This window comes from Arthrobacter sp. LT660, from assembly GCF_056172845.1.
On record NZ_CM149651.1, the window covers coordinates 245,281 to 258,108 of the forward strand.

A 12,828-nucleotide genomic window follows, 5' to 3' on the forward strand; every position below is an offset into this window, starting at 1 on the left:
GACCGGTGAGGTTCATCGGCGCCGGGCAGCGCGACGACGTCGTTTACCGTGAGCTCCGCACCTTCTGGACCGTTCCCAACCTGATCACCGTCGGCAGGTTCCTGCTGGTTCCCGTCTTCGTTTGGCTTGTTGCAGTCCAGGATTTCGGCTGGGCGACCGTCATACTGGTGGTCCTGGGCGCCACCGATTGGGTGGACGGCTATCTGGCCCGTCGCCTCAATCAGGTTTCGACGGTCGGCAAGTGGCTCGACCCCTTGGCCGACAGGCTGGCACTGATCACCGTGGCCGCGACTTTCGTCATCGCGGGAATAGCGCCCGCGTGGCTGGTGTACGCAATCGTGGTCCCCGACATCGTCCTGATCGCCAACGCCATGCTGCTTTTCGGCGGCAGCCCCAACCTGCCCGTCAGCAACCTGGGCAAGATCCGAACCGCCCTCCTGCTGGTGGGAACGCCGCTGCTCCTCCTGGACCGCGTGGACGGGATCGCAGCCCCGGCACTAGGCGTGGTGGCGACGACGGTGCTCGCCGTCGGATGCCTGCTCCACGTCATTGCCGCCATCGGGTACCTTATTGCCGCGCGCCGCAAGGCCAATGCCCTGCGCACCGGGAAAAAATGGTCTGGGTAGCGGTATCCTGCGCGGTTGTGGCCGCGTTTTTCCTCGCCTTCGGAACGCAGCGCCAGGGGAGCGCCGTTCGCGCCAGCAGCGGAGGCCTCAGCGTGACCTCGCGTGGCATGCTGCGGCTGCTGCGGAACCCGCGATGGGTCCTCGGGCTGGTCCTGCTGGTGATCGGCATGTCCCTGAACGTCTACGCGCTGGCTTCGGCCCCGTTGACCGTGGTCCAGCCGATCGGTGCCATAGCCCTAGTCATCACCACTGTCGTCAACGCGCGCGAACAATCCATACGGATCAACCGCCCGACGGTCCTGGCCATTACCGCATGCATGGCGGGGAGCATCGGGTTCGTCCTACTGGCCATCAATGTCACCCGCGAGAACCACGGAGTGAGCACCGGCCAACAAGCCACCACAATCATGCTGCTCGCGGTCGTCGTCGCGGCCTTTGGAGGCGTCGCCGCGGCCTTCCGCCACCGGTTGAACGCCTTCTTCTACATCATGGGCGCGGGGGTACTCTTCGGGTTCGTGGCGGTGCTGGTGCGGACGTTGGCGATCTCGCTCCTGGATCCCAACGGGCTGTTTCTGGGAAACGTCTCCTGGTACCTGGTGGTGGCCGTCGCCGTCGCGGGGCTCCTCGGCACGTACTTCGTGCAGAACGCCTATTCCAGCGGACCGCCGGACCTGGTCATCGCCGGGCTGACCGTCGTGGATCCGATCGTCGGGATCGCGATCGGCATCGGCATCCTCGGGGAACTCCAACCCGACGTGCATCCGGTGACGGCGATGTCCATGGCCGGTGCCGCAACCATTGCTATCGTGGGGGTCGTCGCCCTGTCGCGGCACCACCCCGATGTCCTGCAACGGCAAGAGGAAGCGCGCCGCAAGAAGGCGGCGGGCCTCCTCAACCCGTAGTCACCGGTGGGTGCATACGGCCGATTAAGGGGTCGTTCCACGGCCGGCGACACCACGATGCCCCACGACAAGGAGTTCCCACCACGTGACCGGTGAACAGCCACTCAAGATCCTGATCGCCGCGGACACCTATCCTCCCGACGTCAACGGGGCGTCCGTGTTCTGCCACCGGCTCGCGACGGCCATGGCCAAGCGCGGCCACGAGGTGCACGTCGTGGCCGCCAACAGCGAGTCCGGACCCGAGACCATGGAAGTGCTTCCGGAGGCGACGGTCCACCGACTGAGGTCGCACGCCGTTCCCACGCACGAGTCCTACCGGCTCTGCACGCCCTGGAGCGCCAGCCGGGCCGTTGGGCGCATCCTGGATGAGGTGCGTCCAGATGTCGTGCACGTCCAATGCCATTACATGGTCGGCCACGCGGCCATCAACGAAGCGAAAAAACGGGGCATCCGGACGATCGCCACCAACCACTTCATGCCGGAGAACCTCGATCCCTTTCTGCCGTTTCCGAAGTGGTTCAAGCGCGTCGTCGCCAAGAACTCGTGGCGGGACATGGGACACATCATGGGCAGGGCGGACGTCGTCACCACCCCGACGCCGTTGGCGGCTCGGGCGATGAAGCAGCAGGCCCGCCTCGGCAAGGTCCTGCCCCTGTCCAACGGAATCGACTCCAGCCTGTACGAACTGGCGCCGGACGAATCGGTGGAGAAACGCGAGTGGCCGGTTGTCCTGTTCGTCGGGCGACTCGCGGTGGAGAAGAATGTCGATGTGCTGATCGACGCAATCGCCCGGAGCGCCACCGTCCCCGCTCCCCACCTCGAGGTCGTCGGCGGCGGCGAACAGCGCGCGCACCTGGAGCGCCACGCGGCGGAGCGGGGCGTGGCGGACCGCGTCCACTTCCATGGGCACGTGGACGATGCCGAGCTCCGGCGTGCCTACTTGCGCTGCGACGTGTTCTGCCAGCCCGGCACGGCCGAACTTCAGTCCCTGGTGACGCTGGAGGCTTTGTCGGCGTCCCGGCCCGTGCTGCTGGCCAACGCGATGGCGCTTCCCCATCTGGTCGACGACGGGGTGAACGGCTTCCTGTTCACGCCCGGGGATGCGGTGGAGCTCGCCAACCGCCTCGACGCCGTGCTGGCCGCCGACCCCTCGCAGCGGGCGGCCATGGGCGAGGAAGGTCACCGGAAGGCAGTGGCGCACAGCCACGACAAGACGATGGACACGTTCGAGAGCCTGTACCGCGGGGCGACGGCCGACGAATTCCTGTCCGCCACCTGACACTGGCGAGTGGCGAAATCCACTAGGATGGCAGATGCCGTCGGGGGCGAATACCCTCCGCCGGCAACGAGGGGCGATAGCTCAGTTGGTTAGAGCAAGGGACTCATAATCCCTGGGTCGTGGGTTCAAGCCCCACTCGCCCTACAACGGCTGCCGATCGGACGGCGCGACCGGCAGCGACCGAAGCTTCTAGGGTCTTGCGCGAGGAGGTGCCACATGCCGCGGCTGCTGCATATTGCGATGTTCGTCGACCAGCATCCCCGGACGCTCGGTGGCATGCAGACGTCCGTTCGTCTGCAGAGGAAGTTCCTTGAGGCCGAAGGCCACCGCGTCACCATTGTTTCGCCGCGCCGGCGCTCGGACGAGGCGCCGGACGCTTCGCTGATTCCGCTTCCATCGCTGCCGCTGGGGGTGGGGGAGTACGCGCTGACCCTTCCCGGCCGGATATCGGACCGCAGCCTGGAACGCCAGCTGCGCGGAAGGCCGCCGGTCGATGTGGTCCACGTGCAGGCGGACTTTTGGCAGGCCGTGACCGGCTACCGCTTCGCGCGGCGACACGGCCTCCCCGTGGTCCACACGATGCATAACCGCCTCGACGTCGGGCTCGAGGCCACAGTGCCCTTGCCATCCCTGGTCCAGCGGTTGTTCGGCGCGCTCCAGAAGCTTTTCCTGCGGACACCGGGCCCCGCGGCCCGCGACGCATGGCAGTACCTGCGCGCCTTCACCGTCAACGCCCAGGCGGTGACTGCCCCCTCCAGCCACTTCGCCCGGCTGCTTCAGGAGCGCGGGGTCTTCGGCGCAGTGGATGTGGTCCCGAACGGACTCGACGACTCCGTGGCCGCCGAACTGCTCGCCACGCCGAAGCCGCCGCGCACCAGACGCAACCGTCTCGTTTGGATCGGGCGCTTCAGTCCGGAAAAGCGGCTCCTTCCCTTTCTTGAAGCGGTGCGCAGATCAGGGATCGACGCCGAGATCCATATCTTCGGCGACGGCTCGGAGCGGCGTCGGGCCGAAGCGGCCGCCAGAGGCATCTCTCCCGCCAAGGTGGTCTTCCACGGCACCGTCCCGTACCGGGAGATGCTCGCCCACCTGCGCGCCTCGGACCTCCTGGTGCAGACATCCCAGGGTTTCGAAACCCAGGGCATGACCGTTTTCGAGGCAGCGGCGCTGGGAACGCCGGCCGTCCTCAGCGACCACAGGATCGCCGAGGACCTGGCCGGGTCCACCTACTGGCTGACGCCCGACGACACCGTCGACGGATTGGCCGCCGCGATACGGGCGGCCGTGGGCGATTTGCCGTCCGACGGCGCGCGGCCGGCGGACGCCCTCGATCCGTCGACGCTGTTGCAAAGCCGCCACACGCGGTCGATGGCGCATGTCTACGAGCGAGCCATCGGCGCGCGGCGGAACGCCTAACCGGATCCTGCCGCCACGGAGCCGCCGCCTAGCCGGAAGGTCCGTCGCGCGGAACCGGCAGCAGCACCGACGGGCGGCGGTCTGTGACGGTGTTGAGCGGGTCGATGTACTCCCCGTGCAGCCGGAGTCCCCAATGGATGCACCGCCCCGAGCAATGGCCGCCTGTGGCCGCGATCCCGACGGCCTGGCCCGCCGTGACGGCCGCGCCCGCAGGAAACGAGGCCGTGACGGGCTCGAAGCTGGACACCAGCCCGTCCCCATGGTCGATCGTGAGAACCGGGCGGTCCACCACGGTTCCCACGAAGGCGACGATTCCGCCGGCGGGCGCCAGCACCTCGGCCCCGGAACCGGACTCGAGGTCCGCGCCCCGGTGTCCGGCAAGCCATCGCTCGCGCGGGGGATCGAACGGCTCGAGCACCCGCGGCGCGCCGCCGGGCCCGCCGGACACGGGCCAGGTCCATCCCGGTGCGGGCGCCGAAGCGATTCCCCCGGACGGCGCGGCGGGTGGCCCCATGGCGGACCCCGCGGCCAACGGTAGGACCAGTGTCGTCGCCAGCGCGACGGCACGGGTCATGGCGGGAGTCCTCGTCCGAAGTGCCGAGCCGATCCATTCCATTTCGATTCCTTCCGCTTGAGGCATCCATCGTGTCCCGGGACGCCGGCGCCGAAACCCGCCGGTCGGCAACGGTGGAGGACAGCGCCTCAGGAGGCCCTGTGGAGGGGGAGCCGTACGGGCGGAACCGCGCCCAGGCTGTAGTACACTTGTAACCGCAGTTCTGTGCGTCGATGATCCATGCCCGGACCATCGGACATGAAGCTGACTTCGCGCATCGCGCATCCACCCCCCATCCGCCTGTGGCGGACCGTGGGGTGGACCACGCTGTCCACGGTCCGGAAATCCGGTGGTGGCGGGGGCCGGGCAACCGGCGGACGATGCCAGGGGCGCCATCCAACCCGGGTGAATCGCCAACAACCGAAACAATAGGCAGTTACCGCGGCCCGCGAGGGCCGGCCCGCTACTGCCGGAAGGAGTTGCGACATGCCCGTCGTAACCATGCGCCAGCTGCTCGACAGCGGCGTCCACTTTGGCCACCAGACCCGTCGCTGGAACCCGAAGATGAAGCGCTTCATCTTCACTGAGCGCAACGGCATCTACATCATCGACCTCCAGCAGTCGCTGTCCTACATCGACCGCGCCTACGAGTTCACCAAGGCCACCGTTGCCCACGGCGGAACCGTGCTGTTCGTCGGCACGAAGAAGCAGGCACAGGAAGCGATCGCCGACCAGGCGACCCGCGTGAACCAGCCCTACGTCAACCAGCGTTGGCTCGGCGGCATGCTCACCAACTTCCAGACCGTGGCCAAGCGCGTCCAGCGCATGAAGGAACTCGAGGAAATCAACTTCGACGACGTCGCCGGCTCGGGCCACACCAAGAAGGAACTGCTGCTGCTCCGCCGCGAGCTCACCAAGCTGCAGACCAACCTGGGCGGTATCCGCAACCTGACGAAGACCCCCTCGCTGATCTGGATCGTCGACACCAAGAAGGAGCACCTCGCCGTTGACGAGGCCCAGAAGCTTGGCATCCCCGTGGTCGCCATCCTGGACACCAACTGCGATCCGGATGAGGTCGACTTCCCGATCCCGGGCAACGACGACGCCATCCGCTCCGTCAACCTGCTGACCCGCGTCATCGCCGACGCCGTTGCCGAGGGTCTCATCGCCCGCAACAACAAGGCGTCGGGCAACACCGACGCGGCGGCCGAGCCGCTGGCCGAGTGGGAGCGCGAACTGCTCGAGGGCACCACCGAGACCGCCGCAACGGAGGCCCCGGCCGAGGAAGCCAAGACCGAAGAGGCTCCGGCAACCGAAGCCGCCGCAACCGAGGCCCCGGCCGAGGAAGCCAAGACCGAAGAGGCTCCGGCCGAGGCGGCAACCGAGGCTCCGGCCGAGGACGCCAAGTAACCATCCGAGTTTCCGGACCGGCGGGCCGCAAGGTCCGCCGGCTCGGTTGACCGGACGTGCCTTAAGCGGGCCGTTCGGCTAGACAACTAAGAACCACTGAGAATGGGGTTGCACATGGCGAACTACACCGCCGCTGACATCAAGGCCCTTCGCGAGCGCACCGGCGCTGGCATGATGGACGTCAAGAAGGCACTCGACGAGGCCAACGGCGACGCCGACAAGGCCATGGAACTGATTCGCATCAAGGGCCTCAAGGGCGCCACGAAGCGAGAAGGCCGTTCGACCGCTGAGGGCCTCGTGGCCGCCAAGATCGTCGGCGGCAACGTCGGGGTCATGGTCGAGGTCAACTGCGAGACGGACTTCGTCGCGAAGAACGAGAAGTTCATCGCGCTGGCCGACAAGGTCCTTGGGATCGCGGTCGAATCCGCCGCCGCCGACCTGGAGAGCCTCCTGGCCGTCGACGTCGAGGGCAAGAGCCTCGCGGACTACGTCACCGAAGAGGGTGCGGTCCTGGGCGAGAAGGTCGTCGTCCGCCGCCTGGCACGCGTCGAGGGTGGAGCCGTCGACGCGTACCTGCACAAGACCTCCAAGGACCTTCCGGCGCAGGTCGGCGTCCTGCTGGCCGTCGACGGAACGGACGAGGCCGCCGCGACCGTCGCGCACGACGTCGCCGTTCACACCGCCGCGATGGCACCGACCTACCTGACGCGCGACGAGGTTCCGGCGGAGACCGTCGAGAACGAACGTCGCATCGCCGACGAGACGGCACGCGCCGAGGGCAAGCCCGAGGCCGCGCTGACGAAGATCGTCGAGGGACGCCTCACCGGCTTCTTCAAGGAGGGCGTCCTCGTCGACCAGTCCTTCGCGAAGGACGCAAAGAAGTCCGTTGGTAAGGTTCTGGAGGAGGCGGGCGTGAAGGCCACTGCCTTCGCCCGCTTCCGCGTAGGAGCCTAGCAACACACGACGGCGGCGCGTATCCGACCGCCGACGAAGGCAAAGGGGGTGGCCACCACGGGTGGCCGCCCCTTTTTCCTGCCCTTTCGTTCCAGTTTGAGGAGTCACCATGGTAGCCACCGAACATTCGTCCCGCGCGCCCGAATCACTTGAGCGGGCGCCCCGTCGCCGCGTATTGCTCAAGCTCTCGGGCGAGGTGTTCGGCGGCGGCAAGCTCGGTGTCGACCCCGTGACGGTGCGCGGCGTCGCCGAGCAGATCGCCAAGACCGTGGGGCAGGTCGAGACGGCCATCGTCGTCGGCGGCGGCAACTTCTTCCGTGGCGCCGAACTGTCCCAATCGGGGATGGACCGGTCGCGCGCGGACTACATGGGCATGCTGGGCACCGTCATGAACTGCCTGGCCCTGCAGGACTTCCTCGAGCAGGCCGGCGTCGAAACGCGCGTCCAGTCCGCGATCAGCATGGCCCAGGTCGCCGAGGCCTACATCCCCCGCCGCGCCATCCGCCACCTCGAGAAGGACCGCGTCGTGATCTTCGGCGCCGGCGCCGGACTTCCGTACTTCTCCACCGACACGGTCGCGGCCCAGCGTGCGCTCGAGGTGCGCGCCGACGTCGTGCTGATGGCCAAGAGCGGCGTGGACGGCGTCTACACGGCCGATCCGAAGAAGGACCCCAACGCCGTGAAGCTGGACCGCCTGACCTACGACGAGGCGCTGATCCAGGACATCCGTGTGATGGACCAGACCGCGATGACCATGTGCAAGGACAACGGGTTGGAGATGATGGTCTTCGGCATGCAGGGCGAGGGCAACGTTACGCGCGCCATCCTGGGCGAGGAAATGGGTACCTTCGTCACCGTCTAGTGCCCGTGACATAGGATGTTTTGAGAGTCGGAGAACCGGCCGGACGGCCTCGGCGAGGCCCCGGAGACTAAGGAGAAGCAAGTGATCGACGAAACGCTGCAGGACGTGGCCGAGAAGATGGAGCGGACCATCGAGGCCGCCAAGGAGGACTTCGCGACCATCCGTACGGGGCGGGCGAACCCGGGGCTGTATTCGAAGGTCATGGTTGACTACTACGGTTCGCCGACGCCGCTGCAGCAACTGGCGTCCTTCGGCGTGCCTGACGCCCGCACCATCCTCATCACCCCCTACGACGTCACCGCCCTCCGCGCCATCGAGAAGGCCCTGAGCGACTCGGAAGTGGGTGCCAACCCGTCGAACGACGGCAAGTTGATCCGCGTGACGATCCCCGAGCTGACGCAGGAGCGACGGAAGGAATACGTCAAGATCGTCAAGGGCAAGGGCGAGGACGCCAAGGTCGCGATCCGGAACCACCGCCGCAAGGCCAAGGACATGCTGGACAAGATGGTGAAGGACGGCGACGTCGGCGAGGACGACGGGTCCCGCGGCGAGAAGGAGCTCGACGCGTTGACCAAGAAGCACGTCGACTCGATCGACGAGCTGCTCAAGCGCAAGGAATCCGAGCTGCTGGAAGTCTAATGCCCAACTCCACGCCGCCCGACGCGGGGGAGCCCAACCCGGGGCCCACGCCGAAGCCGCAGGCGGGGGCTAACGGCCCCGACAGCTTCTCCCGGCGGTCACTGAGGCAGGCGGCGCCCACATCGCGCGCCGGCCGCGACCTGCCGGCGGCGATCGCCGTCGGACTGGTATTGCTGGTCGGCGTCCTCGTGGGGCTGCTGCTGTTCCCGCTGGCCTTCGTGGTGATCGTGACCCTGTTCGGCGTCCTGGGCAGTTGGGAGGTCGGCCGGGCGCTGGCTGAGTCCAAGGTGGACCTTCCGCTCGTGCCCCTGGCGGTGGGGGCGATCTCCATGCCGTTCTCCGCCTATTACGGCGGCCCGGAGGCGTTGGGTTTCGCCCTCGCCGGGTCGCTGCTGCTGGTGCTGCTGTGGCGCGTCATCGAAGGCGGCGGCGGCGCCACCCGGTCGGTCCTCGCGTCGGTGTTCGTCGCGCTTTGGGTGCCGTTCCTGCTCAGTTTCTCGATCCTGCTGTTCAACGAGGCGGACGGGCCGCTCAAGGTCGCCACGTTGTTGTTGCTGGTCGTCGCGAACGACACGTTCGGCTACCTCGTGGGGGCCTTTCTCGGCAAGCATCCCATGGCCCCGAAAATCAGTCCGAAGAAGTCCTGGGAGGGATTCGCCGGATCCGTGGCCGGCGCCGTCGTCGTCGGCGTTCTGGCCAGCGTCTGGCTGCTCGGCCAGCCGTGGTGGGTCGGCGTGCCGCTGGCGATGGCGACGGTGGCGGCGGCCACGGTGGGCGACCTCTCGGAGTCGATGGTCAAGCGGGAGCTCGGCATCAAGGACATGAGTACGCTGCTGCCCGGGCACGGCGGTTTCATGGACCGGCTGGATTCCATCGTCTTTGCATCTCCCGTCGCCTACATCCTGTTCGTTCTGCTGCTGCCCGGCGCAGTCTAGGGTCTTTGCCACACGACTAGGTAGGATGGGGGAGCGGCGTGCCCAGGCGGTCGCCCCATCGTCATGATTACATCGGTGCACAACGCCGGAGTTGAGGATATCGCTTTGAGCCAGGACCACGCGCAGACAACCCAGACGCCCTTCGAGAGGGTGGCTCCACAGGAATTCGGCTACAGCACCAAGCAGGTGGACCACTTCCTGGCCAGGGCCCGGGCCACCTTCAACGGCACCGGCGACGACGAGAGCGTCGTCACGAGCCACCTCGTCCGCCGCACCGCCTTCGAACCGCAAAAGGGCGGCTACGACGCGCGGGAGGTGGACACCGCGCTCGACCGCCTCGAGGACGTGTTCGCCCAGCGGGAGCGGGATGCGCTGATCGAGGAAGAGGGCGAGGACGCGTGGCTGCAACAGGTCGGCCGCCTGTCCGCGATCCTACGCGGACGCCTGCACCGCGCGCCGGGCGAGCGCTTTCGCCGCCCCACCCGCCGCGGCGCACCCAGCTACAACGTCGAGGACGTCGACGAGTTGTGCGAGCAGCTGCTGGACTACTTCGAACACGACACCCCCATGAGCGTGGACACCGTCCGCCGCGTGGTGTTCCGCGAGGCCAAGGGGCAGGACGGCTACGAGGAAAGCCAGGTGGACGCGTTCCTGGACCGGGTCGTTGAACTGATGGCGTCGATCGACTAGGGCGTTTCCGGCGCGTGGAGGCTGGCCATCACGGCGTCCACGCGTTTTCGCGTGCTTTGGCCGCCGCCCGATGCGCGCGACACCGTGAACATGGTGAGGAACGCCAGCGGAACGGTCCACGCCGCCGGCTGCGACAACAGCTCGTGGATCAGGCCCGAAGTCTCCGGCAGGATGCCGCCGACCGCCAGCGCCGTACCGCAGGACACGGCGCCCGCAGCCATTCCGGCCACCGCGCCGCGAGCGGTCAGCCCCCGCCACCAGATCCCCAGCAGCAGCAACGGGCAGATGGTCGAGGCGGTGAAGGCAAACACCGAACCGATGGCCCCGGCCAGGGCGAACGTGCTTGTGCCGAGCGCGAGCAGCAGCGGGACCACGCACGCCATGACGGTCGAGATCCGGAATCCACGGACCGTGCCGCGGAACAGCCCCTGGCTGATGACGCCCGCCAGGGAGACCACGAGGCCGGACGTGGTGGACAGGAAAGCCGCGAAGGCGCCGCCGACCACGACGGCCGAGAGTGCTTCGCCGGCGGTGCCGCCCACGATCCGTCCGGGGAGCAGAAGGATCGTCGCGTCCGCGTTGCCGGCCGCGGCCAGCTCCGGCGTGTAGGTGCGCCCCAGGACGCCGAGGATGGTCGGGAAAAGGTAGAACAGGCTCAGGAGCCCGATGACGATCGCCGTCGTCCGCCGGGCGGAGGGTCCGTCCGGATTGGTGTAGAAGCGCACCAGGACGTGCGGCAGACCCAGCGTGCCGAACAGCAGCGCGACGATCAACGAGATGTTGCGGTAGATGCCGGCGTCCTCTATCGGGGCTACCGGGGCGTCGAAGGCCTGCCCGTTGGCGGTCGGGGACTCCCCGGCGATCCCCAGGTGGATGAGGATGAAGGCGGTGGGCACCGCCAGCGCGAGGAGCTTCAGCCAGAACTGGAAGGCCTGCACGAAGGTGATGGATCGCATCCCGCCCGCGAGGACGGTCAGGCACACGACCACCATGACCAGAAGCGCCCCCAGCCAAGACGGCAGCGAGGTGGTGATGCCGAGCGTCAGTGCCGCCCCGTGCAGTTGCGGAACGATGTACAGCCAACCGACGACGACGACCAGGACGCTGGTGGCGTGCCGCGCCGCGCGTCCGCCCAGCCGGATCTGGGCGAAGTCGGGCAGGGTGTACGCCCCGGAGCGGCGCAGCGGCGCGGCGACGAACAGGAGCAGCATCAGGTATCCGGCCGTGTAGCCGATCGGGAACCACAGTGCGTCCTGCCCGGAGACCACGATCAGGCCGGCGACGCCCAGGAAGCTGGCCGCCGACAGGTATTCGCCGCCGATGGCGGAGGCGTTCCACCAGGGCTTGACGGTGCGCGAGGCCACGTAGAAGTCGCCGGTGGTGCGGGAGATGCGCAGGCCGTTGAAGGCGATCAGGACGGTGACGGCCGTGACGGCGATGACCGCGGCGAGCGCGGTGGTCGGGTTCATCGGCCGGACACGTCCCGGTAGCGGTCCTCGTTGCGTTGCGCGGCCCGGGTGAACAGGAACGCGCCGAGCAGGATGATGGGGTAGACGCCCAGACCCATGACCAGCCACGGCAGGGGCACGGTGGCGATCCGCGAGGCGTTGATTTCCGGCCATGTCCCGACGAGGACCGCGAGACCCACCAACAGGACCAGGAACCCGATCGCGACGGAGAGCGCCAGACGCAGCTGCGACCGGATGAGCGAGCGCACGTAGAACGAATCCACGGGATCGGCGGGATCGGCGGGATCGCGGCGGGAGGGCCGCAGCCCGGCGCCGTCCGGGGCCACGACCCTGACCCTGCGCGGCGGAACGCGGTCTGCGGTCACGGCGATCCGATCACAGCGGGCGGACCCGGTTTGCGGCGAGCCGCTCGCGGAGGTACGGCAGTGCGCGGCGGCTGACGGGAAGTTCCGTTCCGGCGACCACCACGGAGGCCCGACCCGTCCGCAGCTGGACCCGGTCGATGTGTTCCATGGCCACCAGGTAGCTGCGGTGGATGCGGATATAGCCGGCGGAGGCCCACTGCTGCTCCAGGTCGTTGAGCGGCACCCTGATCAGGTAGCTCGCGTCGGCCGTGTGGAGCCGCGCGTAGTCGCCCTGCGCCTGGACGTAGCGGATGTCGTCCCGGCGGATCATCTTCGTGACGCCGCCCTGGTCCACGGTGACGACCTCCGGCTTCGCGCCGTCGTCCTCCATCAACTCGCAGACGCGTCGCACCGATTCCGCCAGACGCTCGGGCCGGATCGGTTTCAGGACGTAGTCGACGGCGGCCAGCTCGAACGCCTCGAGGGCCTGCGCCTCGTCGGCGGTCACGAAGACGACGGCGGGGGGCCGGCTGAAGCGCGAGATGGTCCGGGCGATGTCCAGACCGGAGAGGGCGGGCATGTGGATGTCGAGGAACAACGCGTCCACCGGGAACTCCTCGAGTGCGCGGAGTGCCTCGGCGCCCGAAGTCGCGCGGTGGATCTGGCCCACGCGGTCGTCTTGCGCGAGCAGATACGCCAGTTCGGCGACTGCCGGGAGCTCGTCGTCGGCGACAACCACATTGATCATG

14 protein-coding genes and 1 tRNA gene are annotated in these 12,828 nt (G+C 68.0%); 11 read left to right on the plus strand and 4 right to left on the minus strand.

The genetic code is table 11. The features are described 5' to 3' along the window. The first annotated feature begins 5 nt into the window (after nucleotides 1-5). The 5 genes from AC0QSG_RS01095 (at nucleotide 6) to AC0QSG_RS01115 (ending at nucleotide 4,223) form a co-directional block, all read left to right on the plus strand. Complete coding sequence (locus tag AC0QSG_RS01095; protein WP_475376379.1) at nucleotides 6-626, plus strand: CDP-alcohol phosphatidyltransferase family protein; 621 nt, start codon at nucleotides 6-8, stop codon at nucleotides 624-626. Continuing rightward, nucleotides 614-1,528: a DMT family transporter gene (locus AC0QSG_RS01100; RefSeq protein ID WP_475376380.1), complete on the plus strand. Its 915-nt coding sequence runs from the start codon at nucleotides 614-616 to the stop codon at nucleotides 1,526-1,528. Before AC0QSG_RS01095 ends, AC0QSG_RS01100 begins: the two co-directional genes overlap by 13 nt. Before the next feature lie 85 nt (nucleotides 1,529-1,613). After that, nucleotides 1,614-2,807 carry a glycosyltransferase gene (locus tag AC0QSG_RS01105; protein ID WP_475376381.1) on the plus strand — a complete coding sequence of 398 codons (1,194 nt, stop codon included), beginning with the start codon at nucleotides 1,614-1,616 and terminating at the stop codon, nucleotides 2,805-2,807. A 70-nt stretch (nucleotides 2,808-2,877) separates the two neighbouring features. Continuing rightward, nucleotides 2,878-2,951, plus strand: a tRNA-Ile gene (locus AC0QSG_RS01110). Between the two features lie 72 nt (nucleotides 2,952-3,023). Further along, nucleotides 3,024-4,223, plus strand: a complete 1,200-nt coding sequence (locus tag AC0QSG_RS01115) for a glycosyltransferase (RefSeq protein ID WP_475376382.1) — start codon at nucleotides 3,024-3,026, stop codon at nucleotides 4,221-4,223. A gap of 28 nt (nucleotides 4,224-4,251) precedes the next feature. On the opposite strand, the gene AC0QSG_RS01120 is transcribed toward AC0QSG_RS01115, so the two are convergent. Beyond that, nucleotides 4,252-4,797 (minus strand): murein hydrolase activator EnvC family protein, encoded by a 546-nt coding sequence (locus tag AC0QSG_RS01120; RefSeq protein WP_435725832.1) that lies wholly within the window; start codon nucleotides 4,795-4,797, stop codon nucleotides 4,252-4,254. Nucleotides 4,798-5,262: 465 nt separating this feature from the next. Here AC0QSG_RS01120 and rpsB point away from each other — a divergent pair, with 465 nt between their 5' ends. The 6 genes from rpsB to AC0QSG_RS01150 all read left to right on the plus strand — a co-directional run bounded on the left by rpsB (nucleotide 5,263) and on the right by AC0QSG_RS01150 (nucleotide 10,266). Then, the gene (gene rpsB / locus AC0QSG_RS01125) at nucleotides 5,263-6,186 is read left to right on the plus strand and encodes a 30S ribosomal protein S2 (RefSeq protein ID WP_475376383.1); all 924 of its coding nucleotides are present in this window, start codon (nucleotides 5,263-5,265) and stop codon (nucleotides 6,184-6,186) included. A 114-nt stretch (nucleotides 6,187-6,300) separates the two neighbouring features. Then, the gene (tsf, locus tag AC0QSG_RS01130) at nucleotides 6,301-7,140 is read left to right on the plus strand and encodes a translation elongation factor Ts (protein ID WP_435725835.1); all 840 of its coding nucleotides are present in this window, start codon (nucleotides 6,301-6,303) and stop codon (nucleotides 7,138-7,140) included. 109 nt (nucleotides 7,141-7,249) lie between these two features. Continuing rightward, nucleotides 7,250-8,002: a UMP kinase gene (gene pyrH / locus AC0QSG_RS01135; protein WP_435725837.1), complete on the plus strand. Its 753-nt coding sequence runs from the start codon at nucleotides 7,250-7,252 to the stop codon at nucleotides 8,000-8,002. Between the two features lie 117 nt (nucleotides 8,003-8,119). Continuing rightward, on the plus strand, nucleotides 8,120-8,641 hold the full coding sequence (gene frr, locus AC0QSG_RS01140) for a ribosome recycling factor (RefSeq protein ID WP_435726219.1): 522 nt from the start codon (nucleotides 8,120-8,122) through the stop codon (nucleotides 8,639-8,641). Further along, a complete protein-coding gene (locus AC0QSG_RS01145) occupies nucleotides 8,641-9,576 on the plus strand; it encodes a phosphatidate cytidylyltransferase (protein WP_475376384.1) in 936 nt (311 codons plus the stop codon). Before frr ends, AC0QSG_RS01145 begins: the two co-directional genes overlap by 1 nt. Nucleotides 9,577-9,681: 105 nt before the next feature. Continuing rightward, nucleotides 9,682-10,266 (plus strand): DivIVA domain-containing protein, encoded by a 585-nt coding sequence (locus AC0QSG_RS01150; protein ID WP_435725840.1) that lies wholly within the window; start codon nucleotides 9,682-9,684, stop codon nucleotides 10,264-10,266. Here the strand turns inward: AC0QSG_RS01150 and AC0QSG_RS01155 are convergent. Genes AC0QSG_RS01155 through AC0QSG_RS01165 form a run of 3 tightly spaced genes read right to left on the minus strand, consistent with a single transcriptional unit; the run spans nucleotide 10,263 to nucleotide 12,827 of the window. Next, complete coding sequence (locus AC0QSG_RS01155) at nucleotides 10,263-11,735, minus strand: sodium/solute symporter (RefSeq protein ID WP_435725841.1); 1,473 nt, start codon at nucleotides 11,733-11,735, stop codon at nucleotides 10,263-10,265. The two genes, AC0QSG_RS01150 and AC0QSG_RS01155, sit on opposite strands and share 4 nt — an antisense overlap. Further along, nucleotides 11,732-12,100, minus strand: coding sequence for a hypothetical protein (locus AC0QSG_RS01160; RefSeq protein WP_435725843.1), 369 nt, complete (start codon nucleotides 12,098-12,100; stop codon nucleotides 11,732-11,734). The genes AC0QSG_RS01155 and AC0QSG_RS01160 overlap by 4 nt, the downstream gene beginning before the upstream one ends. A 10-nt stretch (nucleotides 12,101-12,110) precedes the next feature. Continuing rightward, the gene (locus tag AC0QSG_RS01165) at nucleotides 12,111-12,827 is read right to left on the minus strand and encodes a LytR/AlgR family response regulator transcription factor (protein WP_435725845.1); all 717 of its coding nucleotides are present in this window, start codon (nucleotides 12,825-12,827) and stop codon (nucleotides 12,111-12,113) included. Nucleotide 12,828 lies beyond the last annotated feature (1 nt).

Bases quoted from the DNA above. Each gene is read 5' to 3' on its own strand.
- AC0QSG_RS01100 (WP_475376380.1), top strand. From the start codon at position 614: ATGGTCTGGGTAGCGGTATCCTGCGCGGTTGTGGCCGCGTTTTTCCTC.
- AC0QSG_RS01115 (WP_475376382.1), top strand. From the start codon at position 3,024: ATGCCGCGGCTGCTGCATATTGCGATGTTCGTCGACCAGCATCCCCGG.
- AC0QSG_RS01120 (WP_435725832.1), bottom strand. From the start codon at position 4,797: ATGACCCGTGCCGTCGCGCTGGCGACGACACTGGTCCTACCGTTGGCC.
- rpsB (WP_475376383.1), top strand. From the start codon at position 5,263: ATGCCCGTCGTAACCATGCGCCAGCTGCTCGACAGCGGCGTCCACTTT.
- tsf (WP_435725835.1), top strand. From the start codon at position 6,301: ATGGCGAACTACACCGCCGCTGACATCAAGGCCCTTCGCGAGCGCACC.
- pyrH (WP_435725837.1), top strand. From the start codon at position 7,250: ATGGTAGCCACCGAACATTCGTCCCGCGCGCCCGAATCACTTGAGCGG.
- frr (WP_435726219.1), top strand. From the start codon at position 8,120: ATGGAGCGGACCATCGAGGCCGCCAAGGAGGACTTCGCGACCATCCGT.
- AC0QSG_RS01145 (WP_475376384.1), top strand. From the start codon at position 8,641: ATGCCCAACTCCACGCCGCCCGACGCGGGGGAGCCCAACCCGGGGCCC.
- AC0QSG_RS01155 (WP_435725841.1), bottom strand. From the start codon at position 11,735: ATGAACCCGACCACCGCGCTCGCCGCGGTCATCGCCGTCACGGCCGTC.
- AC0QSG_RS01165 (WP_435725845.1), bottom strand. From the start codon at position 12,827: ATGATCAATGTGGTTGTCGCCGACGACGAGCTCCCGGCAGTCGCCGAA.